This window comes from Xanthomonas sp. NCPPB 1062, assembly GCF_041481705.2.
Lineage (GTDB): Bacteria > Pseudomonadota > Gammaproteobacteria > Xanthomonadales > Xanthomonadaceae > Xanthomonas > Xanthomonas euvesicatoria.
The window spans coordinates 2490389-2514920 of sequence record NZ_CM192987.1 but is presented as its reverse complement, the minus strand read 5'-3'; the positions used below and the strand labels follow the sequence as shown (position 1 = coordinate 2514920).

20 protein-coding genes and 4 tRNA genes are annotated in these 24532 nt (G+C 65.2%); 15 read left to right on the top strand and 9 right to left on the bottom strand.

Annotated features, from left to right (window positions below; genetic code table 11):
• Positions 1-131 precede the first annotated feature (131 nt).
• From kdsB to ACCQ16_RS11020, 8 genes are all read left to right on the top strand, one after another.
• Positions 132-911 carry a 3-deoxy-manno-octulosonate cytidylyltransferase gene (kdsB, locus tag ACCQ16_RS11055; protein WP_218491495.1) on the top strand — a complete coding sequence of 260 codons (780 nt, stop codon included), beginning with the start codon at positions 132-134 and terminating at the stop codon, positions 909-911.
• Positions 908-1372: a low molecular weight protein-tyrosine-phosphatase gene (locus ACCQ16_RS11050; RefSeq protein WP_011347459.1), complete on the top strand. Its 465-nt coding sequence runs from the start codon at positions 908-910 to the stop codon at positions 1370-1372. The genes kdsB and ACCQ16_RS11050 overlap by 4 nt, the downstream gene beginning before the upstream one ends.
• 23 nt (positions 1373-1395) lie before the next feature.
• Complete coding sequence (locus tag ACCQ16_RS11045) at positions 1396-2814, top strand: NHL repeat-containing thioredoxin family protein (protein ID WP_005916709.1); 1419 nt, start codon at positions 1396-1398, stop codon at positions 2812-2814.
• On the top strand, positions 2811-4670 hold the full coding sequence (uvrC, locus tag ACCQ16_RS11040; RefSeq protein WP_008574530.1) for an excinuclease ABC subunit UvrC: 1860 nt from the start codon (positions 2811-2813) through the stop codon (positions 4668-4670). Before ACCQ16_RS11045 ends, uvrC begins: the two co-directional genes overlap by 4 nt.
• The gene (gene pgsA / locus ACCQ16_RS11035) at positions 4667-5299 is read left to right on the top strand and encodes a CDP-diacylglycerol--glycerol-3-phosphate 3-phosphatidyltransferase (protein ID WP_277572747.1); all 633 of its coding nucleotides are present in this window, start codon (positions 4667-4669) and stop codon (positions 5297-5299) included. The genes uvrC and pgsA overlap by 4 nt, the downstream gene beginning before the upstream one ends.
• Before the next feature lie 36 nt (positions 5300-5335).
• Positions 5336-5411: transfer RNA gene (locus tag ACCQ16_RS11030), tRNA-Gly, on the top strand.
• A 68-nt stretch (positions 5412-5479) separates the two neighbouring features.
• Positions 5480-5553: transfer RNA gene (locus tag ACCQ16_RS11025), tRNA-Cys, on the top strand.
• Positions 5554-5634: 81 nt separating this feature from the next.
• Positions 5635-5710, top strand: a tRNA-Gly gene (locus ACCQ16_RS11020).
• A 360-nt stretch (positions 5711-6070) separates the two neighbouring features.
• On the opposite strand, the gene ACCQ16_RS11015 is transcribed toward ACCQ16_RS11020, so the two are convergent.
• Positions 6071-6154: transfer RNA gene (locus tag ACCQ16_RS11015), tRNA-Leu, on the bottom strand.
• Positions 6155-6293: 139 nt separating this feature from the next.
• Between ACCQ16_RS11015 and ACCQ16_RS11010 the strand changes: the two genes are divergently transcribed.
• Positions 6294-7586: a nucleotide sugar dehydrogenase gene (locus tag ACCQ16_RS11010; protein ID WP_218550521.1), complete on the top strand. Its 1293-nt coding sequence runs from the start codon at positions 6294-6296 to the stop codon at positions 7584-7586.
• On the opposite strand, the gene ACCQ16_RS11005 is transcribed toward ACCQ16_RS11010, so the two are convergent.
• Positions 7570-8832: a TIGR03862 family flavoprotein gene (locus ACCQ16_RS11005; RefSeq protein ID WP_136732587.1), complete on the bottom strand. Its 1263-nt coding sequence runs from the start codon at positions 8830-8832 to the stop codon at positions 7570-7572. The two genes, ACCQ16_RS11010 and ACCQ16_RS11005, sit on opposite strands and share 17 nt — an antisense overlap.
• Positions 8833-8842: 10 nt before the next feature.
• Positions 8843-9274 (bottom strand): FKBP-type peptidyl-prolyl cis-trans isomerase, encoded by a 432-nt coding sequence (locus ACCQ16_RS11000; RefSeq protein ID WP_014090254.1) that lies wholly within the window; start codon positions 9272-9274, stop codon positions 8843-8845.
• Positions 9275-9333: 59 nt separating this feature from the next.
• Here ACCQ16_RS11000 and ACCQ16_RS10995 point away from each other — a divergent pair, with 59 nt between their 5' ends.
• From ACCQ16_RS10995 to ACCQ16_RS10985, 3 genes are all read left to right on the top strand, one after another.
• Positions 9334-9699, top strand: a complete 366-nt coding sequence (locus ACCQ16_RS10995; protein ID WP_008575660.1) for a DUF6164 family protein — start codon at positions 9334-9336, stop codon at positions 9697-9699.
• 99 nt (positions 9700-9798) lie between these two features.
• Positions 9799-10545, top strand: coding sequence for a sulfurtransferase (locus ACCQ16_RS10990; RefSeq protein WP_277572749.1), 747 nt, complete (start codon positions 9799-9801; stop codon positions 10543-10545).
• A gap of 239 nt (positions 10546-10784) precedes the next feature.
• The gene (locus ACCQ16_RS10985; RefSeq protein ID WP_003489223.1) at positions 10785-11432 is read left to right on the top strand and encodes a response regulator; all 648 of its coding nucleotides are present in this window, start codon (positions 10785-10787) and stop codon (positions 11430-11432) included.
• Positions 11433-11955: 523 nt separating this feature from the next.
• Here the strand turns inward: ACCQ16_RS10985 and ACCQ16_RS10980 are convergent.
• A complete protein-coding gene (locus tag ACCQ16_RS10980; RefSeq protein ID WP_277572794.1) occupies positions 11956-15636 on the bottom strand; it encodes an Rne/Rng family ribonuclease in 3681 nt (1226 codons plus the stop codon).
• A 409-nt stretch (positions 15637-16045) separates the two neighbouring features.
• On the opposite strand from ACCQ16_RS10980, the gene ACCQ16_RS10975 reads away from it, so the two are divergent.
• Complete coding sequence (locus ACCQ16_RS10975; RefSeq protein ID WP_008575665.1) at positions 16046-17032, top strand: RluA family pseudouridine synthase; 987 nt, start codon at positions 16046-16048, stop codon at positions 17030-17032.
• 33 nt (positions 17033-17065) lie between these two features.
• On the opposite strand, the gene ACCQ16_RS10970 is transcribed toward ACCQ16_RS10975, so the two are convergent.
• The 4 genes from ACCQ16_RS10970 to ACCQ16_RS10955 all read right to left on the bottom strand — a co-directional run bounded on the left by ACCQ16_RS10970 (position 17066) and on the right by ACCQ16_RS10955 (position 21039).
• Positions 17066-18883: a DUF3300 domain-containing protein gene (locus tag ACCQ16_RS10970; protein WP_372379948.1), complete on the bottom strand. Its 1818-nt coding sequence runs from the start codon at positions 18881-18883 to the stop codon at positions 17066-17068.
• Between the two features lie 297 nt (positions 18884-19180).
• Positions 19181-19999 (bottom strand): zinc transporter ZupT, encoded by an 819-nt coding sequence (gene zupT, locus ACCQ16_RS10965; protein ID WP_057681739.1) that lies wholly within the window; start codon positions 19997-19999, stop codon positions 19181-19183.
• A 264-nt stretch (positions 20000-20263) separates the two neighbouring features.
• Positions 20264-20686: an energy transducer TonB gene (locus tag ACCQ16_RS10960; protein ID WP_277572751.1), complete on the bottom strand. Its 423-nt coding sequence runs from the start codon at positions 20684-20686 to the stop codon at positions 20264-20266.
• Positions 20683-21039 carry a 4a-hydroxytetrahydrobiopterin dehydratase gene (locus ACCQ16_RS10955; RefSeq protein WP_003489213.1) on the bottom strand — a complete coding sequence of 119 codons (357 nt, stop codon included), beginning with the start codon at positions 21037-21039 and terminating at the stop codon, positions 20683-20685. Before ACCQ16_RS10955 ends, ACCQ16_RS10960 begins: the two co-directional genes overlap by 4 nt.
• An 88-nt stretch (positions 21040-21127) precedes the next feature.
• Here ACCQ16_RS10955 and ACCQ16_RS10950 point away from each other — a divergent pair, with 88 nt between their 5' ends.
• Together ACCQ16_RS10950 and ACCQ16_RS10945 are read left to right on the top strand one after the other, a co-directional pair.
• Complete coding sequence (locus tag ACCQ16_RS10950) at positions 21128-21727, top strand: NfuA family Fe-S biogenesis protein (protein WP_008575672.1); 600 nt, start codon at positions 21128-21130, stop codon at positions 21725-21727.
• Between the two features lie 13 nt (positions 21728-21740).
• Positions 21741-23564, top strand: coding sequence for a transmembrane repetitive protein (locus ACCQ16_RS10945; RefSeq protein WP_277572752.1), 1824 nt, complete (start codon positions 21741-21743; stop codon positions 23562-23564).
• A gap of 289 nt (positions 23565-23853) precedes the next feature.
• Here the strand turns inward: ACCQ16_RS10945 and ACCQ16_RS10940 are convergent, their stop codons facing one another.
• Entirely contained in the window at positions 23854-24426 is a 573-nt protein-coding gene (locus tag ACCQ16_RS10940) for a TetR/AcrR family transcriptional regulator (RefSeq protein WP_008575676.1), read from the bottom strand.
• Between the last annotated feature and the right edge of the window lie 106 nt (positions 24427-24532).

The window sequence follows — 24532 nt, the reverse complement described above, 5'->3', positions numbered from 1 at the left end:
ATGCAGCGCGTTTTTGAGTGCTGATGTCGTGCAGCGCAGCTCCCACTGAATACAGCCACTTCGCTCAATCACACATCGGCATCAAGCGATTCGGTTCTCTCGTTTCCCCACTGCATCCAGAGCGCGCACGTATGACACCCACCACGCCTGCCGATTTCGTCGTCGCCATTCCCGCCCGTTACGCCTCTACGCGGCTGCCGGGTAAACCACTGCAACGGATCGGCGATCGCCCGATGATCCAGCATGTGGCCGAGCGTGCGTTGCTGGCGGGTGCGCGCGAGGTATGGGTGGCCACCGACGACGCGCGCATCGCAGCGGCGATCGAACATCTGCCAGGAGTGCACGTGGCAATGACCGGCGCCGCGCATCTGTCCGGTACCGACCGCCTTGCCGAATGCGCACGCATTGCCGGATGGGACGACCAGACCTGCGTGGTCAATCTGCAGGGCGACGAACCGTTTGCGCCGGCTGCAGGCATCCGTGCCGTTGCCGATCTGCTGCAGCACTCCGGTGCCCAGATGGCCACGCTGGCCGCGCCGGTGGACAGCGCGCACGACCTGTTCGATCCCAACGTGGTGAAGCTGGTGCGCACAGCCGGCGGCGATGCGCTGTATTTCAGCCGCGCGCCGATTCCCTGGCACCGCGACAGCTTCGCCAGCCAGCGCGATAGCGTGCCTGCAGAAGGTCAGTGGCTGCGCCACATCGGCATCTACGCCTATCGCGCAGGCTTCCTGCAACGCTTCGCGGCCATGCCGCCTGGCATGCTGGAGCGCATCGAATCGCTGGAACAACTGCGCGTGATGGAAGCCGGTTATCGCATCGCCGTGGCGGTGACGCCCGAGCCGTTTCCGCCGGGCATCGATACCCCGGACGATCTCGTCCGCGCACAGGTGCGGGTGGCATCGCCATGAAGGTGCTGGTCGTCTGCCTGGGCAATATCTGCCGCTCACCGATGGGCGAGGGTGCGTTGCGTGCGCGGCTGGATGAAGCCCGTTTGTCGCGGCGCATCCAGGTCGATTCGGCCGGTACCGGCGACTGGCATGCCGGCGAGGCGCCGGACCCGCGCGCCATCCGCTGCGCGCGCGGTCACGGCGTGGATATTTCCGGCCTCCGCGCGCGCCAGGTGAAGCACTCGGATTTCGAGCATTTCGATTGGCTGTTGTGCGCAGACGCCAGCAATCTGCGCGATCTGCAGCGGCTCGCCCCGGCGGCGCAGCGCGACAAGCTCGCCTTGTGGCTGCCCTGGGCCGGCATCGACGCGCGCGATGAAATCCCCGACCCGTATACCGGCAGCATGCATGACTTCGAGCAGGTATGGCAGCTGGTCGACACTGCCGCGCGCCTCACCGTGGCCAGACTCACCCGCGGCTAATCGCGCTTGGGCATAATCACCGCATGAACGCCCAGCTCACCCAGGAACTGCCGGAATTTCCCACCTGGCTCAATGCCAGGCCCTCCACCTTGCAGGAGCATCGCGGCCGTGCGCTGGTGCTGGCGTTCGTCAACGCCAGTTCGGTGTGGTGCGCCGAACGCCTGGCCGAGCTTGCCCACTGGCAGGCGCGCAGCCCTGGCCGGCTCCAGGTGATCGTGGTGCAGGTGCCGCGTTTCGACAGCGAGCGCCTGCCGCAACGCTCGCTTAAACAACTGCGCGGACACGGCGTGAGTGCGCCGATCCTGCTCGACAAGGACTGGGAAACCTGGCGTCGCTTCGGTATCGAATCCTGGCCCACGCTGGTGCTGCTGGATGCCTACGGCCGCGAGCGGCAGCGCCTGGTGGGCGTCACCGGCGATCTGGACAAGGCGCTGACTGCCCTGTGCGAGGGCCAGCAGCCGCCCTCGGACGCCGACCTGCACGGCGTGGCCGAGCGCGAGCCCGAGCCGCACCTGGCGTTGCGTTTTCCTACCGGCCTGGCCGCGACCGAAGACCGGTTGTATGTCGCCGATACCGGCCATCACCGCGTGCTCGAGTGCACGCACAGCGGACGCGTACTGCGCCAATTCGGGCATGGCAATGCTGATCTCATCGACGGCGGTGTCGGCGAAGCGGCATTCCGGCGCCCGCAAGGTTTGGCGTTGGAACGCGATCAGCTGTATGTCGCCGATACCGGCAACCATGCGCTACGTCGTATCAACCTGCGCAGCGGGCAGGTGGATACCTTGTGCGGCACCGGCCGTTCCGGCGAGCCGGTCGAAGGCCCGCTGGCGTCGCCCGGTGCCTCTGCGCTGAACTACCCGCAAGGTCTGGCCATCGCCGACAACCAGGTGTTGATCGCCATGGCCGGCGATAACCGGATCTGGAGTTATCACCTGGGCCGCGCCGCGCTGACCGCGCGCGCAGGCACCGGTGCCCTTGAAATTCGCGACGGCAGCGGCCATCTCGCTGCTTTCGCACAGCCGGCCGGCTTGGCGTCCGTGCAGCAGGTGGCCTATGTCTGCGACGGGCTGGGCTCGTCAATCCGCACCATGCAACTACGCGGCGATCTGGTACAGACCTTGGTCGGCGGGCAGGGCACCTGGCAGTTTGGAGATCAGGACGGCCCACGCAGCACGGCACGCCTGCAGTTCCCACAGGCCATTGCACTGGCGGCCGATTCGCCGTTGCTGTGGATCGCCGACACCGGCAATGGCCGCCTGCGCTGCCTGCGCCTGGGCGGCGGTGAATTGACCACGGTCGCGCTGCCGCGTCGTCTGCATGGCCCGGCCGGTCTGGCGGTCACCGCCGGTGCGGTCTGGATCGCAGAAACCGATGCACATGCCATCTTGCGGTACGACCTTGCAAGCGGCGCACTGAGTGATGTTTCGATAGACGAATGAGCGTCAGGCCCCACAACGATTTCGATGGAAAAGCGTTTGCTGCGCAACTGAGCACCGCGCCTGGCGTCTATCGCATGTATGCGGGCGACGATACCTTGCTGTACGTCGGCAAGGCCGGCGCGTTGCGCAAGCGTGTGGGCAGCTATTTCAACGGGACACCGAAGAACGCCCGGTTGACCTCGATGCTGTCGCAGGTCGCGCGCATGGACGTCACCGTCACCCGCAGCGAAGCCGAAGCGCTACTGCTGGAAAACCAGCTGATCAAATCGCTGTCGCCGCGCTACAACGTCTCGTTGCGCGACGACAAAAGCTACCCATACGTGTTGCTGACCCGCGAACAATGGCCCCGGATTGCCTTGCACCGCGGTCCGCGTGCGGTGCAAGGGCGTTATTTCGGCCCTTACACGGGCGTCACCGGTGTACGCGAGACGCTCAGCTTGATGCACAAGCTCTTCAAGCTGCGCAGTTGCGAGGACAGCGTATTCCGCAACCGTTCGCGGCCATGCCTGCAATACCAGATCGGGCGTTGCAGCGGTCCGTGCGTGGACTTGGTGGCGGCTCCGGATTACGCCGAATCGGTACGCCGCGCCACCATGTTTCTCGAAGGCAAGAGCGATCAGCTCGGCGAAGAGATCATGCACTCGATGCAGCAGGCCAGCGAGGCGCTGGAATTCGAGCGTGCTGCGCGTTTGCGCGATTTGCTCTCGTCGCTGCGCAGCATGCAGAACCGTCAATACGTCGACGGGCGTGCAGCGGATCTGGACGTGCTGGCCTGCGCCACGCAATCCAGCCAGGCTTGCGTCTTGTTGCTGAGTTTTCGCGACGGCCGCAATCTCGGCACGCGCTCGTTCTTTCCCAAGACCAACGGGGAAGACAGTGCCGACGAAATTCTTGGTGCGTTCGTATCGCAGTACTACGCCGAGCACTCTCCGCCGCGCGAAATCCTGCTCGACCGCGAGATCCCGGAAGCCGAGCTGATCGAAGCGGCGCTCAGTACGGCGGCCGAGCACAAGGTGGCGCTGAAGTGGAACGTGCGCGGCGAGCGTGCCGGCTATCTGCTGCTGGCCACGCGCAATGCGCAGCTGACCCTTGTCACCGAGCTCACCAGCCAGAGCGCGCAGCACGCACGCAGCGAAGCCTTGCGCGAGATGCTTGGACTTGCCGAGCCGGTCAAGCGCGTGGAGTGTTTCGACATCAGTCACACCATGGGCGAGGCGACCGTCGCCTCGTGCGTGGTATTCGACGCCAGTGGCCCGGTGCGTGGCCAGTACCGGCGCTTCAATATTTCCGGCATCACGCCGGGCGACGACTACGCAGCCATGCGGCAGGCGATCGAGCGCCGCTTCCGTCGCGCCGTGGAAGAGAACGGCGTGCTCCCCGACGTACTGTTGATCGACGGTGGCGCAGGCCAGCTGGCACAGGCGCAGGCCGCGCTGGCCGATCTCGGGGTCGAGAACGTGTTGCTGGTCGGCGTGGCCAAGGGCGAAGAGCGCCGGGCCGGGCATGAAGCGTTGATCATGGCCGACGGCCGCGAGCTGCGGCCGGGCGCGGCGTCGCCTGCGCTGCAATTCATCCAGCAGGTGCGTGACGAAGCGCACCGCTTTGCGATCACCGGCCACCGCGGTCGCCGCCAGAAGGCGCGCATGACCAGCAAGCTCGAGGATATCCCCGGCATCGGCCCTCGGCGCCGCGCGAGTCTGCTCAAGCACTTCGGCGGGCTGGTCGGGCTCAAGGCCGCCGGCGAGGCCGAGATTGCACGAGTGGAGGGGGTCAATGCCGCACTTGCCGCGCGAATCTACGCTAACCTGCACGGGCTGGCGCTTCCCGATGCGGCAGGCGAGGCAAGTCCGCAATGAAGTTGACCATCCCCACGTGGCTGACACTGCTCAGGATCGTGATGATCCCGGTGTTGGTCGTGGTGTTCTACCTGCCGTACACGTGGACGAATTTCGCGTCCGCCGGCGTGTTTGCGCTGGCCGCCATCACCGACTGGCTGGATGGCTGGGTCGCGCGGCGTTATCACCAATATTCCGCGTTCGGCGCATTTCTGGACCCGGTCGCCGACAAGTTGATGGTCGCCGTGGCGCTGTTCCTGATTGTGCAGGGCCACCCCACGCCGTGGATGGCGTTCTGGGCTGCAGTCATCGTCGGACGCGAGATTGCCGTCTCTGCACTCCGCGAATGGATGGCCGAGATCGGCCAGCGCGCCAAGGTACGCGTGGCGGCCATCGGCAAGATCAAGACCACGGCACAAATGATGGCCTTGCTGTGCCTGTTGTATTCGGTCACGCCTGGGCAAATGCCCACGCATGAAATCTGGCTGGGCAACCTGATATTTCGTGCAGGCTACTGGACACTCGCCATTGCGGCCTTGCTGACGCTGTGGTCGGGGTTTCAGTATCTGCAGGCTGCATGGCCAAGCCTGCGCGCCGACGAAAAAGCAGCGATCAGCAACAAGCCGAAAAAAATCGAAAGCAACAGTTGACAGCTATCCTGTTCGCTGTAGAATTTCGCCTCCCAAGCGGGAATAGCTCAGTTGGTAGAGCGCAACCTTGCCAAGGTTGAGGTCGCGAGTTCGAGTCTCGTTTCCCGCTCCAGATGTAGACAGGACCCCGCGTCAGGGGTCTCGTCGTTTCAAGGCAGGATGCCTTGGGTTTGATGTTTCGGCCTGGTGGTAGAGTGGTTATGCAGCGGACTGCAAATCCGCGTACGCCGGTTCAATTCCGGCCCAGGCCTCCACATCGCATGCGGTCTTCCTGCCATCGATAACGACGACAGGGCTGGCGCAACGAAGTAACACGCTGTACAATTTTGCTCCACGCGGGAATAGCTCAGTTGGTAGAGCGCAACCTTGCCAAGGTTGAGGTCGCGAGTTCGAGTCTCGTTTCCCGCTCCAAATTCGAACCCTGGATATCGATCGATATCCAGGGTTTTTTTATTGGTCGCGTGTTATTGCCGGGGGCGTCCACGCACTACGCGGCGGCTGCGAAATATGAGCGGTGGTGCTGCGGTGTCCGGTAATGAGCGCATGTGCCAGTGCGCACACCTGTGCTTGGACACTTGGACACGTGGGTTTGACTGATTGCGTTGGAGGAATGGCGCAACGCGATGTCGCGGGCACGCGTAATCGAAACGCATCCGGGCCAGGTGACCAGCGCGTTGGCTGCATGATGCGGATGGTCGTGCATGGACATCAGCCGGTAAGCGGCGCGCAGACGATTGCGTGTGCGCCGACTCGATTACCTTATATATCGTGTGCCCGGGGCGGGGGTCGAACCCGCATAGCCTTGCGGCTGAGGGATTTTAAGTCCCTTGCGTCTACCAATTTCGCCACCCGGGCATTGCGATAGCGTGCCTGATTGCGCGGCGATTGTGAATCTTTGCTGCGTCCTTCCTGCACTGCCTGGCGCCTGCGGCCTGCGTTATGCTGCCGCCGCATAGCGGGCCGCCACGGGCTGCGCACCATTTTAAGGAACCGCATGTCCGGCATCACGCTTCTCGCCCCCCCACAGGGGCGCATCGCCGTCATCGGCTTGGGTTATGTCGGCCTGCCGTTGGCGGTTGCATTCGGGGAGCAGCGCGACACCCTGGGCTTTGACATCGATGCGCAGCGCGTTGCGCAATTGCGCGATGGCCACGATGCCACGCTGGAACTGGACGATGCCGAATTGGCTGCCGCAACACAGTTGCGCTATAGCGCAAACGCTGCGGATCTGGCCGCGTGTCGCATTTTCATCGTGACCGTGCCAACGCCGATCGACAGCTTCGAGCAACCGGATCTGGAGCCGTTGCGTAGCGCCACGGCCTTGATCGCCGCCGCCCTCAAGCCCGGCGACCTGGTGATCTACGAATCCACGGTCTATCCAGGAACCACCGAAGAAGTTTGCGTGCCCTTGCTCGAAGCAGGCTCCGGGTTGCGTTTCAACCACGACTTCTTTTGCGGTTACAGCCCCGAGCGTGTCAATCCCGGCGATCGCCAGCGGCGTCTGCGCGACATTCGCAAGATCACCGCGGGCTCGACGGCGGACGCCGCTGATGCAGTCGACGCGCTGTATACCAGCATCATCACTGCCGGCACCTGGCGCGCTCGGTCGATGCGCGTGGCCGAAGCGGCAAAGGTGGTCGAAAACATCCAGCGCGACGTCAATATCGCACTGGTCAATGAGTTGGCGTTGATTTTCGACAAGTTGGGAATCGACACCCTGGATGTGCTCGAGGCCGCAGGAACCAAGTGGAATTTCCTGCCGTTTCGTCCTGGCCTGGTCGGTGGGCATTGCATCGGCGTGGATCCGTACTACCTGATGCACAAGTCCGAAAGCGTGGGCTATCACCCGGACCTGATCCACACCGCGCGGCAGGTCAACAATCGGGTCGGCCGACATGTGGCCGAGCGCGTGTGCGGCATGTTGGCCATGCGTGGCGTCGCGCTTGCGCAGGCGAGGGTGCTGGTACTGGGCGCCACATTCAAGGAAAACTGCCCGGATCTGCGCAACAGCCGCGCCCTGGAATTGGTGCAGTTGCTGCAGGCCGTGGGTGTGCAGGTGGACACTTGCGACCCGTGGGCAGACCCGGCTGAAGCGCTGCAGCACGGCGGTGTGCATTTAAGCCAGACCCCGGAAGAGGGCGCCTACGATGCCGTGGTGCTGGCAGTGGCGCACGCGCAGTATCGCGACTACGACGTCGCGCAGATCGCCGCGCTCGGCAAGCCGGGCGCGGTGGTGTACGACGTCAAATCGGTGTGGCCGCGTGCGGCAGTCAGCGATCGTCTGTAGCGTCTGCGTTGTGCTGCGCTAGCCACTGCACAGCGCCGCGTGCGGCGCGTCGGCCGCTGGCGAAGCAGGCGGTGAGCAGATAGCCGCCGGTTGGCGCTTCCCAATCGAGCATTTCGCCAGCGCAAAACACCCCTGGTTGCGACTGCGCCATCAGCTGATCGTCCAGCGCCTCCAGCCGCACGCCGCCTGCAGAACTGATTGCTTCGGCAAGCGGACGTGGCCGCAACAGTCGCAGCGGCAACTGCTTGAGCGTGCGTGCGACCAACGCCACGTCGTCGCCCGCCTGCTTGCCGAGTTCTTCGTAGAGCAGGGCCGCCTTGACACCATCGATGCCGACCTGGCGGCGCAGATGTTCGCTGAAACTGCGCCCCTTGCGCGGTTGGGCCAGTTCGGCATGCACGCGTTCGAGCGAGCGGCCGGGAACCAGATCCAGCACGAGTTCGGCGACGCCATGGGCGTCGATCTGCTCGCGCAGGTCCGCGGCCAAGGCATAGATCAAGCTGCCCTCGATGCCATTCGCTGTGGCCACGCATTCCCCCTGCAATGCATGCTGCATGCCGTTGCCATCCTGCCAATGCGCAACGACCGGTTTCAGCGGTGCACCTGCATGGCGCTGCACGAAGTGCGCACTCCAATCGATATCGAAGCCGCAGTTGGCCGGCACCAGGGGCGCTACCGCGATACCGCGTTGCTGCAGTGTTGCTTGCCACTGGCCGTCGGAACCAAGCTGCGGCCAGCTGCCGCCACCCAGCGCCAGCACGACTGCCTCTGCACTGCACTCCACAGCACCGGTGGGTGCGTCGAAACGGAGTGCGCCGTTTTCAGTCCAGCCCAGCCAGCGGTGCTGCACATGAAACGTGACACCCTGTTCCTTGAGCCGGCGCACCCAGCCGCGCAGCAAGGGTGCGGCCTTGCGGTCCATTGGAAAGACACGGCCGGAACTGCCGACGTAGGTCTCGACACCGAGCTCTCGCGCCCAATCGCGCAGCGCATCAGCATCGAAGTCCTGCAACCATGCGGAAACCGGTTGCTGACGTTGGCGATAGCGTTGCGCAAACAGCGGCATCGAATCGGAATGCGTGAGGTTCAAGCCGCCTTTGCCAGCGATCAGGAACTTGCGTCCCACCGAGCCCTTGGCTTCGTACAGATCCACCGCCAAGCCTGACGCGCAGGCCACTTCCGCCGCCATCAAACCGGCCGGCCCACCGCCGATCACTGCCAGCCGCTGCCTGCTCAGATCAGTCATCGTCAGGCACTCAGCGCGGCTGCACGCCCAGCAATTCCACATCGAACACCAGCGATGCACCGGGCGGTATCACGCCACCGGCGCCGTTGTCGCCATAGCCGTAATCGGGCGGAATCATCAAGGTGCGCTTGCCGCCGACACGCATGCCGGCCACGCCATCGTCCCAGCCGCGGATGACCTGGTGGCCGCCTAGTACGAATTGGAACGGCTCGGCGCGATCCAGCGAGCTGTCGAACTTCTTGCCGTGCTTGTCGGCGGCTTTTTCGTCGTACAGCCAGCCGGTGTAGTGCACGGTGACCATGGCGCCTGGTGTGGCCTCTGCACCGGTCCCCACGGTGCGGTCGATCCGCTCGAAACTGGCGATGGTGCCGCCGGAGGGCGGCAGGGCGGGCGCGCAGCTTGCGAGCAACAGGGCGACAACGAGCGTCAACAAAAGGCGCATGGCAGGGTCCATGGAGAAAGGCCGCCATTATCGCACCTGGCTCCCGGTATCATCGCGGCATGGCCAAGCTGCTGCTCAATCTGCGAAATGTTCCCGACGACGAAGCCGATGAGGTGCGGGCGCTGATGCGCGAGCAGCGCGTGCAGATCTATGAAACGCGCCCCAGCAACTGGGGGATTTCCGCTGGCGGTATCTGGCTCAGCGACGATGCCGACTATCCACGCGCCAAGGCGGCGATGGATGCCTACCAGGCACAGCGCGGCGCGATTGCGCGTGCCCAGCGCCAGGAGGAACTTGCAGCCGGCACTGCGGAGACCTTTGGCGCGTTGCTGCGCAGGCGACCGGTCTTCGTGCTCGTGACGCTGATCGGCATGCTGGTCGTCGCCTCGCTGGTGTTGCTGCCGTTTGTGCTGTTGCGCGGCTGAGTGCGCGGCATGACGCGCTTGCAGGCACGCTGCTGCACCGTGCTGGACGTCCCATCCACGGCGCTCGCTAGGGGCTGCCCGCGGCCCTAAAATAGCCGCATGATGATCAATACCGCCGCCTACCAGTTCGTCACCATCCAGGATCCGCAGACACTTGCCGACGGCGTGCGCGCGCAAGCCGAGCAGCATGCGCTGAAAGGATCGGTGCTGGTGGCCGAAGAGGGCATCAACCTGTTCCTGGCAGGGGCTGCCGAGCAGATCGGCGCGTTCTATGCCTGGCTGCAGGCCGACGCGCGGTTTGCGCAGATGCGCATCAAGTTCAGCGAAAGCGCGCATCAGCCGTTTGCGCGGCTCAAGGTCAAGATCAAGCCGGAGATCATCAGTTTTCGGCGCGACGATGCATCGCCGCTGCAAGGTCGTGCACCGTCGGTGACGCCTGCCGTGCTGCGCGAGTGGCTGCGGAACGGGCAGGATGATCGCGGCCGTCCGCTGGTGTTGCTGGACACGCGCAATGCGCAGGAAGTGGCATACGGGACCTTCCAGGGTGCATTGACGCTGCCGATCGACAAGTTCACCGACTTGCCTGGCGCGCTGGAACCGCATCGTGGCGCGTTGGCCGATGCCACGGTGGTCAGCTTCTGCACCGGTGGCATCCGTTGCGAAAAGGCCGCGCTGTGGATGCAGGCCGATGGCATGGACAACGTGCTGCAACTGGAGGGAGGAATCCTCGGCTACTTCGAAGAGGTCGGTGGCGAAGGCTACGAGGGCCGCTGCTTCGTCTTCGACGAACGCGTTGCGCTGGATCCCGAATTAAAGCCCTTGGTGGACGCCGACCGTACCGCCTAGCCAGTGAAAATCTGACCGAGCGCGACTGCATTGCCCGATGTCACCGGTCGGCCTGGCGCCCGCATCATCGGCACACGTTGCAACATCTTGCCTAGAGACATCGCGCCATGCGCACGTCATGCATGCTCTAGTGACGTGTCATAACGCTCTAACTTGGGCGTAATACGTCGCATCGAGCTTGCCCTGAATTATTCACGGAGATAGGCTGCACCAGCCAGCCGCTAGCGAGGACAACAAGGATGACCATCAGAGTTTTTCTGATCGACGATCATGCACTCGTGCGTACAGGCATGAAGATGATTCTGTCCAAGGAAGTGGACGTCGATGTGGTGGGTGAAGCAGAGAGTGGCGAAGCCGCATTGCCGCAGATTCGTCAACTCAAACCGGACATCGTGCTGTGCGATCTGCATTTGCCCGGCGTCAGCGGCCTGGAAATTACCGAGCGCATCGTCAAGGGCGACTACGGTACGCGGGTCATCATCGTCTCCGTGCTCGAAGACGGCCCATTGCCCAAGCGTTTGCTCGAGGCAGGCGCCTCCGGCTATGTGGGAAAGGGTGGTGACGCGCACGAGTTGCTGCGCGCGGTGCGTGAAGTCGCACTGGGACGGCGTTATCTCGGCAATACGATCGCGCAGAACCTGGCTCTGTCCAATCTGGAAGGTGGCGGTTCACCGTTTGATGCATTGTCGCCCCGTGAGCTGGAAGTGGCCTTGCTGCTGACCCAGGGCCTGCGCCAGGAAGACATCGCCAAGCGCCTGAACCTCAGCGCCAAGACCATCAACACGCACAAGGCACGCCTGTTCGAGAAGGTCGGCATCCAGGACAACATTGCGCTGGCGCGGCTAGCCAATCAATACGGTCTGACCGATCCCTCCAGGGTGCTGTGAACCGTTGCCTTGAGTGCAGTGCAGTGGCTGCGCTGCATCGCAAGGCCAGGGCGCACAACATCGCGTAGAGAAAGCTCATCACGTGCCTAGAAATGACGTGTCTCGCCCTCAGAAGCGGTTGCTGGATTGCGTCAACGCGTGAGTGGGGGAACTAGCCCGACCTTCTAGAGGCGCGCGGTATGTCGAACAAGACCCGGGCGTCAGGGCGCCCGGGGGGGGAGCGTAACGACACGCCGGGTACTAGGAGCTTTCCGCGCTGATTGTCGTCATGTGCCAGCAAGGCCTGGCCTCGCCGCACTTGCCGATCGAAGGGTCTTTGCACCCACTGACCACGAGTGACGACAAACGTCGCCGCTCATGTGGAAGAACGTGGAGCGTCGATGTCTCGCCGGGATCACAACCGGCGGATGCGGTTTGGCGTTAGTGCAGGCGTTGCACAAAAAAACAGCGGCCCGAAGGCCGCTGTTTCGATGTTGACGTGGCCTGTTATCCCAACAGGCCACCCAATCAAGTCACCTGGCGATCAGCGATCGCCACGCGGCTTGTTGCTGTCGTCATCCTGCACCTGGTCGGCTTCGGCCGATGGAGCAACCGGCTTGACTGCTTCGGACACAACCACCGTCGGTTTGGGCTTGCCTGCCTGCAACTCCTGCGGCTCCTGCGCTGCTGCAGGGTCTGCCGGAGGCTTGCTGGCCGAGGAGGCTGCTGGCGCAGCATCGTTCGGGCTCAACGCATCGAGCATGGTGGTCTGCACCGGAGCATACGGCTTGCGTGCGGGCGCGGTGTCCGCACTTGGGCTTGCCTGCACAACCGTCGAGGTCGAGGTCATTGCCACCTCGGCCGATGGCGCCTGCGAAGCAGACTGCTCGGCGTGCGGCGACGTGACCGTGACCACTGCGGCCTGCGATGCCGGCGTAGGCGCCGCAGGTGCCGGCAGGTCCTCAGCGGGCGTTGCCCGTGCCGGCTGCACCGAAGCTGCCTGCACCGAAGGCGCTGCCACGTCCGCCGACACAGCGCGCTGCTGGTGGTCGGCCTTCGCGGCCTCGGCGTCGGCGGCAGGTACAGCCGCACTTGCCGGCGCCGAGGGCGCAGGTTGGTGCTGGCTGCTTGTCGCCGCATCGTTGGTCACAGGCGATGCAACAGCCGGTGCCGAAGCCGCGGCAGCCGCCACCGCTGCCGTCGGTGCAGTCCCGGCAGCGGGAGCCGCTGCAGGTGCCGGCGTGGATGCCACTGGTGTGGGGGCGGCAAGCGGAGCCGGGCTAGCGGATGCCTGCTGTGCGACCGGCGCGGGGCGCTGTTCTGCAGCCTGCGCTGCAACACCCTCGGTGCTGGCAGCCGTCGACGCTGTGACAGCCGGCCCGGGTTTGGCTGGTGCGTCGGTAGCAGCGACGGGCGCAGCAGGGCGCTCGCGGGCGGCTTCGGCAACGGGTGCTGCCGAAGGCTGCGATGCCGGCACGGTATTGGAAACCGGCGCGGTGGTCGAAGCTGTGTCACTGCCGCCCTGTGGCTCTGCGCGCTCCTTGGGAACCGGACGCGGCTTGGCGGTTGCCTGGGCAGCGGATTCCGACTTGGCGCGCACCGCCGGTGCCGGTGCCTCATCGTCGAAATCGAACTCCGGCTGGCCGGCGCGCGGTGCGCCCGATACATGCGCATGAGCACCGGCGTCGTCGCCTTCGCTGTCGCCATCGAGATCGTTGTCGGCATCGCTGTCCAGATCGTCGCCTTCCAGGCCATCGACGCTGGTACCACCTTCTCCGTTGGCACCGGCGCCACGACGACGACGACGGCCACCACGACGGCCGCGGCGGCGACGGCTCCCGCCTTCGCCATTGGCTGCATCGTCGCCTGCGGCATCCTGGGCCGGTGCAGTTGCATTTGCGTCGGCGCCACGATCAGCGGTGGATTCGCTCACCATGACATCGACAGGATGCGCCTGCGCCGCTTCATTGGCGTTGGTCTGCGCATTGCTGGGTGCAGCGGCGTCGGCAATGGCGGCCACCACGCTCGACGTGGTGGCCGTTGCGGCAGTGGAGGTCACGGTTTGCGCCGCTGCCGTACCCTCTTCCTGGCGTGCCGGACGCGGCTGCCGCTCGGCTGGCGCGCCGTCCTGCTGTGCAGGCGCACGTGGCGGGCGTGGGCTCTGGTTCTGCGGCTTGGACTTCTGCTGCTGCGGTTGCTGCTGCTTTGGCGCCTGCGTTTCATTGCGCGGCGGCTTAGGCGCCTGCACCTGCTGCTGTGCCTGTGCGCCATTCTGCGCGCCCTGGGCGCTGGCAGGCTGGCGACGCTCGTCACGGCGTTCCTTATTGGCGCCGTTGCCATTGCCGCCATTGCCGCGTTGCTGGTTGCCACCATTGCCGCCATTACGGGCATCGCGACCATCGCGGCGCTGACCGCCACGCTCGCCGCGTTCGCCACGGTTATTGCGGCCGGCATCGTTCTGGCGCGGACGCGGGGTCGACTCCGGGGCCGGGGCGACGGGCTCGACCCCGCCGAAGATCCGCTTCAGCCAGCCCACAACACCGGTGACCGGTGCCGGAATGGGCACGGTCACCACTGGCGCCGGCGCAGCGACGGGCGCGACCGGGGCAGGGGCTTCTTCGCGAACCGGTGCCGGTTGGCTCGGCTTGATCGACGTGACCGCCGGGGCTGCGGGAATATTCAACTGCGCCTTGGTCAGTGCATGCACCGGCAGCTTGCGCGGGGTGCCGCGCTGGTAGCTCGGCTTGCCGCTCTCTTCGCCCAGCTCGTTCTCGCGCAGGCGCGTGACTTCGTAGTGCGGGGTGTGCAGTTGCTCGTCGGCGACGATGATGATCGGCGACTCGTGGCGCTGCTCGATTTCACGCAGTGCGCTGCGCTTTTCGTTGAGCAGGTAGTTGGCGATTTCCACCGGCGCCTGGACCAGCACCTGCCCGGTGTTTTCCTTCATAGCGTGCTCTTCTGCCACGCGGATGATCGACAGCGACAGCGACTCGACGCTGCGCATGCGGCCATGGCCATCGCAACGCGGGCAGACGATCTGGCTGGATTCGCCCAGGCTCGGTCGCAGCCGCTGGCGGCTCATTTCCATCAGGCCGAAACGCGAGATACGGCCCAGCTGCACGCGTGCGCGGTCGTACTTGAGTGCGTTCTGCAGCCTGTTTTCAACTTCGCGCTGGTGCTTGGACGAGGCCATGTCGATGAAGTCGATGACCACCAGGCCACCCAGGTCACGCAGGCGCAGCTGGCGTGCGACTTCTTCGGCCGCTTCCAGATTGGTCTGGAACGCGGTTTCTTCGATATCGCTGCCCTTGGTGGCGCGCGAGGAGTTCACGTCGACGGCGGTCAGCGCTTCGGTCTGGTCCACCACGATCGAGCCACCCGAGGGCAGGCGCACGTTGCGCTCATAGGCGCCTTCGATCTGCGATTCGATCTGGAAGCGATTGAACAGCGGGATATCGTCGGTGTAGTGCTTGAGCTTGCGCAGGCTCTGCGGCATCACCTGCTTCATGAATTCCTGGGCGTCGGCGTAGAGCTCCGGCGTATCGACCAGGATCTCGCCGATATCGGCGCGCAGGTAGTCGCGCAGGGCGCGGATGATCAGGCGCGATTCCTGGTAGATCAGGAACGCGGCCGGCTTGCTCAGCGCAGCTTCGGCAATCGCCTTCCAGGTCTGCAGCAGGTAGTCCAGATCCCACTGCAGTTCTTCGGCATCGCGGCCCACGCCGGCAGTGCGGATGATCACGCCCATGTCGTCAGGAATGTCGAGCTTGTCCAGCGCTTCCTTCAACGCGGCACGGTCTTCGCCCTCGATGCGGCGCGAAACGCCACCGGCGCTCGGCGAATTGGGCATCAGCACCATGTAGCGGCCGGCCAGCGAGATGAACGTGGTCAGGGCGGCGCCCTTGTTGCCACGCTCTTCCTTGTCCACCTGCACGACGATTTCCTGGCCTTCGCGCAGCAGCTCGCGAATGGTCGACTTGTTATGGTCGACGCCGGCCTGGAAATAATCGCGGGAAATTTCCTTCAGCGGCAGGAAGCCATGACGCTCGGCGCCATAGTCCACGAACGCCGCTTCCAGGGAAGGCTCGAGCCGGGTGATACGGCCCTTGTAGATGTTGGACTTCTTTTGTTCCTTGGACGGCTGTTCGATGTCGATGTCGTACAGGGTCTGGCCGTCCACAATCGCCACGCGCAGCTCTTCGGCCTGCGTTGCGTTGATCAGCATTCGCTTCATTGTTGCGTTCCTCACGCGCTCTACCGCGCGGAACGCCGTGACGTTTCGCCTCTGGAACAGCTTGTCGGCCCTTCGCGCAACGCGCGGACAGGCCTGACCAGAGTTTCCAGCGCTGCAACACCACGGCAGGCCGCGGGAGCGCTTGTTTAAGTTTTATAGGTGTTTCAGGGCCGGCAGCCGCGTCCGGACGAACCGGGGCAGCGCACGGGACATGTTCAGCGCAGCGGTCAAAAACCGCTGGCGATGGCCGGGTAGGCCGGTGAGCCGCTAACATGGCCGCCCCGGGGGCGGTGGTCGCGCACTGTGCCGGAATCATCGGAAGTCAGGCTTCTGGCCAATCAACTTCCAACAAAATCAAACCCTTATCTCGCTCGCCGAGTGTAACAGAATAAAGAGCCAGATGACCGACCCCCAGCCCCCCAAGCCGCCGGCCGACCGCGTCGGCGTGCGCATTCTCAAAGTTCCGGAAGACCGTGCTGGGCAGCGGCTGGACAATTTCCTGCTTGGCCAGCTCAAGGGCGCTCCGCGTAGCCTGATCTACAAGCTGGTGCGCAGCGGCCAGGTGCGCGTGAATGGCGGGCGTGCCAAGGCCGAACGCAAGCTCGAGGGCGGCGAAGAAGTGCGGATTCCGCCGGTGCGCATCAACGAAGAGGGCGACAAGGCCGCGCCGCCGTCATCATTCATGGCGCGGCTGGAAGCGGCAATCGTGTTCGAGGATGCGCGCCTGCTTGCCCTGAACAAGCCGTCCGGGGTTGCCAGCCATGGCGGCAGCGGGATCAGCTTTGGCGCCATTGAAACGCTGCGGGCGCTGCGGCCGAACCAGAGCCTGGAACTGGTGCACCGGCTTGATCGCGATACGTCCGGCCTATTGATCGTGGCCAAGAAGCGCTCGGCGCTGACCGAGCTGCAGGCCCTGATGCGCGAAGACGATCGCGTCGAAGGGCGCGGCATCACCAAGCGCTACCTGACCCTGCTGGTGGGCCGCATGCCCGACGGCGTGATGACCGTGGACGCGCCGCTGCACATCGGCCTGCGCCAGGGAGGGGAGCGGCATGTGCAGGTGAATGCGATCGGCAAGCCGTCGCTGAGCCATTTCAAGTTGCTGGAACGGCGCGGCGGCCATTCCTATTGCGAAGTGCGCATCGAGACCGGTCGCACCCACCAGATTCGCGTGCATGCCCAGCACCTGGGGCACCCGGTGGCCGGCGACGAGAAATACGGTGAGGCAGACGTCAACAAGCGCCTACGCGACCAGCTTGGTTTGAAGCGGCTGTTCCTGCATGCCGCATCGCTGGAATTCGCACTGGATGCCGGCAAGACGCCGTACGTGTTGAGCGCGCCATTGGCGCCAGAGCTCGCCGAGGCCCTAGACCAGCTCGGTCGCTGACGCAGCCATGGCGGCTGCGCCAGCGCGGCTGGCTCAGCCTTCGTGGCGATGGTCGTGATGTTGCGGCTGCGCCGACGGATGCGGGCGTTGCTGGTGCATATCGGCCTGATGGGTCGGAGCGGCACGCGGCGGGGCGAAGGACGCCATCCGCTGCATGCGCTGCTGCGGCTCTATCTTCATGACCGGGCGCGGTTCGTCACGCGGCTGCGACGGCTGCGCACGTTCGACACGCGGCACTGCCGCGGATGCAAACTGCTGGTGAGGCGCCAGCTGCCGCTGCTCTTGCACGGGCGGCTTCCATTGCGCAGGTTGGGCTTGGGCTCGGAACTGGCTGTCGCGGGCGTCGCGGCTCGCAAATGCATCGCGCGGCGGCATGCCGGCATGTGCGCGGTTGGCTGCAGCTGCCTGCTCTTGCGCTGCCCGCGACTGTGCGTGCATCTGCGCCATGTGCTGCTGTGCGGCCTGCAAGTCATTCACCCGTGCAGGCGTTGCAGCCGAGGCGAATGCCGGTGCTTGCACGCGCGGCGAACGCATCCCGGAGGGCAATGGCTGCATCGGATGGCCCGCAGTTGTCAGCGGCGCAGCATGCGGCGATGGCGATGGCGATGCGTTCAGCGTTACCGGGCGGCCTGGTTGCAGCATCTGTGCATTGAAATGCGGTGTGGCCAGATGCGCATAGTCGGGCGGGCGATGCAGTTGGGCGGGCGAAGGCGCTGGCGTGGCCGCTCCTGCAAACGCACCAAGCCCACGTGCGCTGGCGACTGCTGCCGGTAGAGCGGCCGCCTGCGCCGCATGGAAGTTGGCTGGGGACATCCCGGCCACAGGCGCGGATGTCGAAGTGGACCAATGGCGCTGATCCTGATTCACGTAGGAGCGTGAATCGACATACGTATTTCGGTTGTTGATGATGGTGGTACGCGGCGCATAGACATGGTTCTGGTAGACCACATAATGCGGTGCGGCCGGCGGCGCGTTCCAATCCACACCCCAGCTGTTCCAGCCCCAGCGGTGCCAGACAGGTGCCGGCTCGGCCCAGCCGAACCAACCGTGATGGTGCTCGAGTGCGCCGCCCACCAATACGCCGACGCCGAAGGACACCAGGCCGGTGGTGACGACGTCGCCTTCGTCGTACCAGCGGACCGGGCGGTAGCGATACTCCCTGTAGACATCGACCGGCGCGCCGTAGACCACGCCGGGATCGTAGCGCGGCACGTACACCACATCCGGTTGCGCTGGTTCGATGGTGATCACCTGCGAGGGCGGCGGGATGCGGCCCTCATCCAGAATGGGCGTCACCACCACGTGGCGCGCCACCTGCACTTGCTGTTGCGGCGTACTGTGCAGATGGCCGCTGGCCTGGGCGCGTTGGCGCATGATCTGCACCGCGTTGAGCACATCGTTGGGATCGTGGGCGTAGGCATCGCCGAGCGCACGCGTCCAATCCAGATTGCCAGCCAGTTGGGCCACCACGTCGGGAAAGGCGGTCAGTGCCTTGATGCTCGGGTCCCACGATTGCGACACCGTGGCCTGCGCGCGATCTGCAGCGCTCAAACCGCTATTGCTGCGTAGCCATTCCTGTGCGGTGACCACTTGATCGGGATACACCGACGCCGCCAAGGTTTGCGCCAGCAACTTGTCTGGAAACAGCGCAATCGGCGCGACCAGTTGGTAAAGCTGGTCCGCCGTGGGCGGCGTGTAAGCCGGCGCTGCCATCGCGCTGGGAGGAGGCGGAGGCTCGGCGGCGGCCGGCGCCGGTGCGTCGGTGCGTTGGCAGCCGCCGAGTGCAATCAGGCCAGTGGATGCGATCGACAGCGCCAAGGCAAGGCGCCCTTGTGACCATGTGCGTTGCATACGGCACCTCGCTGTGTGTGCGTTGATGACGCGCGTACCATGCGCCGGCTTGAATGTCTGGAACCTTTCTAGAACATGGCTTCAGTCGACCAGGCGCGACGGTGTTCAGCAGACGTGCGGGAAACCGCATGCCACGCAGGTGCGCTGCGTGGCATGCGGTAGATTTCAGGCGGGCGGGCGCATCGGCTCGTCACGGGCAACACAGCGATCGGGCTGCTGGAGCGGCATTGTCTGCACTTGCTGCAACAGACTTCGCGCCAGTCCATCACGAGTGGTGAAGCCCGCGCATAACGCGCTTCACGGCGTTGCGAAACGGAACAACACCAGGCTGATCGCCAGCGTTCCCATGCCCGAGACCAGGCCATACACGGTCTCGTGACCTTGGGCGTAGCGCTTGGCAGCCGGTAGTAATTCGTCCAGCGCCAGAAACACCATGACCCCGGAGATCAGCCCGAACACGGTGCCGAAGACCGCATCCGAGAGCACGCTGGACAAGGCCAGATATCCGATGCCTGCACCGACCGGTTCGGCCAACCCGCTGAGCAGGCTGGCGCCCACCGCATAGAACTTGTTGCGCGTGGCGAAATACACCGGCACCGCGATCGCGATGCCTTCGGGAATATTGTGGATGGCGATCGCGAACGCCAGCGGCATGCCGACCGCCGGGCTTTCAAGCGTGGCGAAGAAAGTCGCCAATCCTTCCGGGAAATTGTGCGCAGTGATCGCGACGGCGGTCATCAGGCCAACCCGGCGGATATAGGCCCGGTTGTCTTCGCGAAACTGCGGATCGTCGCTGGACAAGCTCTGGTGCGGATTCGGCACCAGGCGGTCGATCACCATGATCAGCAGCATGCCGCCCAGAAAGGTCAGGGTACCGAAGGTAAAGCCGAGCTTGTCGTTGTAGGCATGGGAAAACGCGGCGATCGACTTGTTGAGGATCTCGGTGAGCGACACGTACACCATGGCGCCGCCGGCGAAGGCCAGGCCGAATGCCAACAGCCGCGGATTGGGCTTTTTGGCGAACACCACCATGAGGCTGCCGAGCCCGGTTGCCAGCCCGGCCGCTAGCGTGACCGCAAGCGCGATCCAGAGATTGTGTGATGACACTGCAAGCATGTGGCGCGACGTCCTCGTGGAATGAAGAACTTCCTGCGGAGAGCGTGGCAACTGCAGCTCGCCAGATACGCACACCCCTCCGCGGAAGCAGGATGGCCATGCCGCGATGACGAAGACGTGGTGTCGAAGACGAAAAGCAGCGCCTCTGCGCCAGCGTCAGGCAGGGGCGACACTCAAGCGCGCGAACAAGGCGCTGTTGCTCATGCGCTGGTGTCGATGCGCTTGTGCCGTGCGGAAATAAGGCGTCACCGACCTGCGCGGTCCTCAGCCGCCGCGGCGTGAGCGTTCCTCGATGGCGAAACATTCGTTCGGACGCGGCACCGGCGGCTTGAACGAGACCGGCACCTGGATGGTCTGCGGCACGGCCTGGCCATTGCGGGTGGCGGCCTTGAACTGCCACTCGCGCACGCGCGTCAGGGCCGCTTCGTCGAGCACGGGCTGACCGCTGCTCTGTGCCACCGAAACATCGGTCGGCGTGCCCTGGGTGCCGACCACGACCCGCAGCACGGTCGTGCCGCCCACACCGGCGCAGGCCAGCTGCGGCGAATATTCCGGCGGTGGCGTCTTCAGGGCGGCCAGCTCGGTGGGCGCGACGGTGGGCGCGGCGGCCTGCTGTGGCGACTTGCCGCAGCCAGCAAGGCCGGTGGCGACGACGAGGCCGGCGAACGCGGCGCGATACATGTTCATGCAGTGATTCCCTGATCGTAGAGCTGCGCGGTCTTGGCCGCGCAGATGAAGTCGTTTTCGCTCAGTCCGCCCACGTCATGGGTGGAATAGCGCACCACGACGCGGTCGTAATGCACGCCCAGGTCGGGGTGGTGGTCTTCGCGATGGGCGATCCAGGCCAGCGCATTCACAAAGGCCAGGGTGCGGTAATAGTCGGCGAAGCGGAACGTGCGCGTGAGCGCCATGCCGGCCTCGGCCAGCTCCCAGCCGGGCACCTGCGGCAGCAGCTCGGCCAGGCGCGCCTCGCCCAGCTTGTGGTCGCTGCCTTTGCGCGGGAGGCAGTGGGCCTGCTCCAGGGGAATCAGATCGGTCATGACGGTCTCGCAGGGGTGGCGGACGGCGCGCCCACCAGGATCACGGTGTTCCATGAGCGAGGGCGCTTTGGGCGGTAGAATAACCCGCATGATCCAGATATCCGACAAAGCCCAGACCTATTTCCGCAAGCTCATCGAACGCGAGGGCGTGCCCGGCATGGGCGTGCGCCTGAGCGCGGTGGATGCGGGTACCCCACGTGCCGACGCCCGGCTTGAGTTCGCCGAACCGGCGGACCTGAGCGGCGACGAATGGGCGATCGACTGCGATGGTTTCACCTTGTATGTCGTCGCTGCCAGCGTGCCGTGGATGGACGGGGCCGAAATCGACTACGTCACCCAGTCTACCGGCAACCAGCAGCTCACCATCAAGGCGCCCAAGATCAAGGGCGAAGCGCCCGCAGAGTCGGCTTCGATGGTGGAGCGCGTGCGCTGGGTGGTGGAAAACGAAATCAACCCGCAGTTGGCATCGCATGGCGGGCGCGTGGCCGTGCAGGAAGTCTCTGCCGACGGCGTGGTGTTGCTGCGCTTCGGCGGCGGTTGCCACGGCTGCGGCATGGCCGACGTGACCTTGAAGCAGGGCATCGAAAAGACCTTGATGGGGCGCGTGCCCGGCGTGACTGCGGTGCGCGATGCGACCGACCACGCCACCGGCGACGCTCCCTACATTCCGCGCGACAGCGCGGCCTGATTCCGCGCCACCGGTGACAACGGCTGCCGATCTGCTGCAGGCACTGCGCGCGCGCATGCCCGGCAAGCTCATTCTGGATCGGCGCACCGGCCTTCCGTATGGCTGGGGCATCTGGATGGGCAACCGCAAGCACGCGGCTGCGCCATTCAACGATGACCATGTCATGGATGTGCTGTTGGCGCGTGGGCAGCCGACATGGGGTGCGGTGACCGGCGTCTCTGTGCTGTCGCCATTCCAGGCATTCCGCAGCCTGTGGTGGCAACACTGGGACCCGCGGCCGAAGGATCAGCGCCGGCAGCACTGGCTGGCGGTGCTCGGCAGTTTTCTCATCCACCTCGGTTTTGGTGCGCTGCTCATCTGGGTGGTCACCGTGCGCTGGGCGCCGGAAGAAACCAAGCCCGGCGACGAATCGCGGGTGCGCATGACCTTGATCGGCGATGGGGCTGAAGCGCAGGGCGGCGGGGAAGCTCAACCCACGTCTGAGGCATCGACGCAGCCGGCTGCAGCTGCGGCGTCTTCACCAGCGCACGCGGGTGCATCGGCGGCGAAGAGCGAACCAGCTGCATCGCCGGCACCGACACCGACGCCAGTGCCGCCAGCTGCCGATCCTGTCGAGCGCCCCGATACGGCCCAGGTATTGGAACATGCGCCGGAACCGGTGCAAGCGGCCAGCGAACCCGTCACCGCGGATATTCCGCAGGTGACGGTGCAGGTGCCGCCGGTGACGATCGAATCGCCGCTGCAGGTTACCGAAACCCCTGTCGCTAACGACTTCGTCGTCCCACCGCCGCCAACGATCACGCTGACGCCGCGTGCGATCGAGCGGGCGGCGCCGCAGGTCCAAGTGCGTCAACGCGACATCCAGACGGTGACCGAACGCCCGCAGGTGCGCGAACTGCAGCGTCCGGCCACGGATGTGGCGGTGCGCTCTGCCGCTGCGCCAACAGTGCGCGAGCGCGACATCGTCATCCCCGAGCGCCCGCAAATCGCCGCGCCGGCCGCGCGCCTGCGTGAGATCTCGCCGACCGTGCGCATGCCTGACGTTGCGGTGCGTCCCGCAGAGCTGCCGAACGTGCCGGATCCGGCGCCTGCGCCAGTGGCGGCGACGCCTGTCGTGCCAGCAACGCCTGCGACTCCCGACCCACCGCCGGCCACCGTGGCGGCGCCAGCCGCGCAAGCAGCCGCGCAACCTGCACAGTCGCAGGCCAGTCCTGCCCGGTCCGAACGTTCCAGCAGCGCGCCAGCCGCTGCATCGTCGCCCGCCAAGCCAGCCGCCAGCGGTCATGCCGGCCCGGCGCCTGCCGATCGCAGCGGCGGGTGGGACGTGGCCGCCAACGCCGACGACTGGAGCAAGTCCGACCGCAATCGGCAAGGCGACACGACAGGTGGCAACACCCAGCGCAACGGCATGTTCAATGCCGATGGCAGCATCAAGGTGGCCACCGGAGCCGGTGATGCCGGCCAGGGTGCAGGTGACCGCGGACCACCAGGCAGCGAGACCGATACCTGGACCCGCGACCAGATTGCCCAGGGCGGCACCTGGCTTAAACGTCCGCCGTACGGCTACACGCCGACATCGCTGGACAAGTACTGGATGCCGAACCAGACGCTGCTGCAGGAATGGGTGCGGCGCGGCCTGAAGAAGATCGAGATTCCGATTCCGGGCACGACCACCAAGATCAGTTGCGTGGTGTCCCTGCTGCAATTCGGCGGCGGTTGCGGCCTGAGCGACCCCAATCTCAACGATCAACCGGCTACCGCACGCCCACCGCCGGACGTGCCGTTCAAGCGTGAGTTGCAGGAAGACAAGGGCGCGCTGCCCCATAACGGCGGGTAAGCGTGACGCGCGATGAGGTGCGGCGATGTCTGCCCGAATGCACAGATCAGCCCTGCGCCCCTTCGCTTCACGGTGCGCTTGCGCGCCTCCGGGCGCGTGGAAATGCATTGTCTGCATCAGCCGCCGAGAGCGCATGATGCGGGGGGACGCTCGTCCATCGGCTGCAGACCGTGCCGGCCACCGGCGAACCGGTTTGCCGCCTCGATAAAACCGATCGCTCAACCTGCGGAAACGCGATACATCGCGTGGTGTTCCGGCTGGCGGTGACGGTGGCGCCAGCGGCTCGCGGCTAGGGAGATTGCACTCTCGAACCGGAACGTGCGCCTTCCAGGAACGAGGTCAGGACCGCACGCACGACCGATGCCTGTGCCAGACGGCCGGTGGCCACTGCCCAACCGGCTCCGAACAGGCACGAGAGGTAGAAGTCGCTCCACCAGGACGCCGGCATTTCGATACCGAACACGCCGCGCTGCTGGCCGTGCAAGAAGAAAGCATCCAGATGCGCCTGGAACGACTCCCACTCCGGCGCGGCGTAATAGGTGTTGCCGCGTTCGGCGCCCTCCATGCCCATCTCGTTGACGATGTAGATGACCAGATCCAGGTCTTCCACCAAGGCGTGCGTCATGCGTCGCAGGCTTGCCATGGGATCGGGCAGGGCGTCGTCGTCGGGCAGGGCCGCCTGCAGACGCAGCCACGCTTCGGCGGTGACCTTCTCCACGATTGCCGCGCGGGTCGGGGCAAAGCGGTACAGCGTCGCGCGGCTGATCCCCGCGCCAGCGGCCAGCTCGGTGAGATTGCTGCGTGGGCGGCGGGTCAGCGTTGCGGCCAGCAGGCGGATAAGGCGTTGGTCGTCCTGGCTCATACGCTTGAAAAACGAGTGAAGCAGGGATGATACAGGTTCTGTGGAAATGATCCTTATGAATCATATTTGATTCATAAGGATCTATGGCGCATCATTCCCGCGTCAT

What these genes read in the sequence shown, in the direction of transcription:
- kdsB (WP_218491495.1), top strand. Translation starts at nt 132, where the DNA reads ATGACACCCACCACGCCTGCCGATTTCGTCGTCGCCATTCCCGCCCGT.
- ACCQ16_RS11050 (WP_011347459.1), top strand. Translation starts at nt 908, where the DNA reads ATGAAGGTGCTGGTCGTCTGCCTGGGCAATATCTGCCGCTCACCGATG.
- ACCQ16_RS11045 (WP_005916709.1), top strand. Translation starts at nt 1,396, where the DNA reads ATGAACGCCCAGCTCACCCAGGAACTGCCGGAATTTCCCACCTGGCTC.
- uvrC (WP_008574530.1), top strand. Translation starts at nt 2,811, where the DNA reads ATGAGCGTCAGGCCCCACAACGATTTCGATGGAAAAGCGTTTGCTGCG.
- pgsA (WP_277572747.1), top strand. Translation starts at nt 4,667, where the DNA reads ATGAAGTTGACCATCCCCACGTGGCTGACACTGCTCAGGATCGTGATG.
- ACCQ16_RS11010 (WP_218550521.1), top strand. Translation starts at nt 6,294, where the DNA reads ATGTCCGGCATCACGCTTCTCGCCCCCCCACAGGGGCGCATCGCCGTC.
- ACCQ16_RS11005 (WP_136732587.1), bottom strand. Translation starts at nt 8,832, where the DNA reads ATGACTGATCTGAGCAGGCAGCGGCTGGCAGTGATCGGCGGTGGGCCG.
- ACCQ16_RS11000 (WP_014090254.1), bottom strand. Translation starts at nt 9,274, where the DNA reads ATGCGCCTTTTGTTGACGCTCGTTGTCGCCCTGTTGCTCGCAAGCTGC.
- ACCQ16_RS10995 (WP_008575660.1), top strand. Translation starts at nt 9,334, where the DNA reads ATGGCCAAGCTGCTGCTCAATCTGCGAAATGTTCCCGACGACGAAGCC.
- ACCQ16_RS10990 (WP_277572749.1), top strand. Translation starts at nt 9,799, where the DNA reads ATGATGATCAATACCGCCGCCTACCAGTTCGTCACCATCCAGGATCCG.
- ACCQ16_RS10985 (WP_003489223.1), top strand. Translation starts at nt 10,785, where the DNA reads ATGACCATCAGAGTTTTTCTGATCGACGATCATGCACTCGTGCGTACA.
- ACCQ16_RS10980 (WP_277572794.1), bottom strand. Translation starts at nt 15,636, where the DNA reads ATGCTGATCAACGCAACGCAGGCCGAAGAGCTGCGCGTGGCGATTGTG.
- ACCQ16_RS10975 (WP_008575665.1), top strand. Translation starts at nt 16,046, where the DNA reads ATGACCGACCCCCAGCCCCCCAAGCCGCCGGCCGACCGCGTCGGCGTG.
- ACCQ16_RS10970 (WP_372379948.1), bottom strand. Translation starts at nt 18,883, where the DNA reads ATGCAACGCACATGGTCACAAGGGCGCCTTGCCTTGGCGCTGTCGATC.
- zupT (WP_057681739.1), bottom strand. Translation starts at nt 19,999, where the DNA reads ATGCTTGCAGTGTCATCACACAATCTCTGGATCGCGCTTGCGGTCACG.
- ACCQ16_RS10960 (WP_277572751.1), bottom strand. Translation starts at nt 20,686, where the DNA reads ATGAACATGTATCGCGCCGCGTTCGCCGGCCTCGTCGTCGCCACCGGC.
- ACCQ16_RS10955 (WP_003489213.1), bottom strand. Translation starts at nt 21,039, where the DNA reads ATGACCGATCTGATTCCCCTGGAGCAGGCCCACTGCCTCCCGCGCAAA.
- ACCQ16_RS10950 (WP_008575672.1), top strand. Translation starts at nt 21,128, where the DNA reads ATGATCCAGATATCCGACAAAGCCCAGACCTATTTCCGCAAGCTCATC.
- ACCQ16_RS10940 (WP_008575676.1), bottom strand. Translation starts at nt 24,426, where the DNA reads ATGAGCCAGGACGACCAACGCCTTATCCGCCTGCTGGCCGCAACGCTG.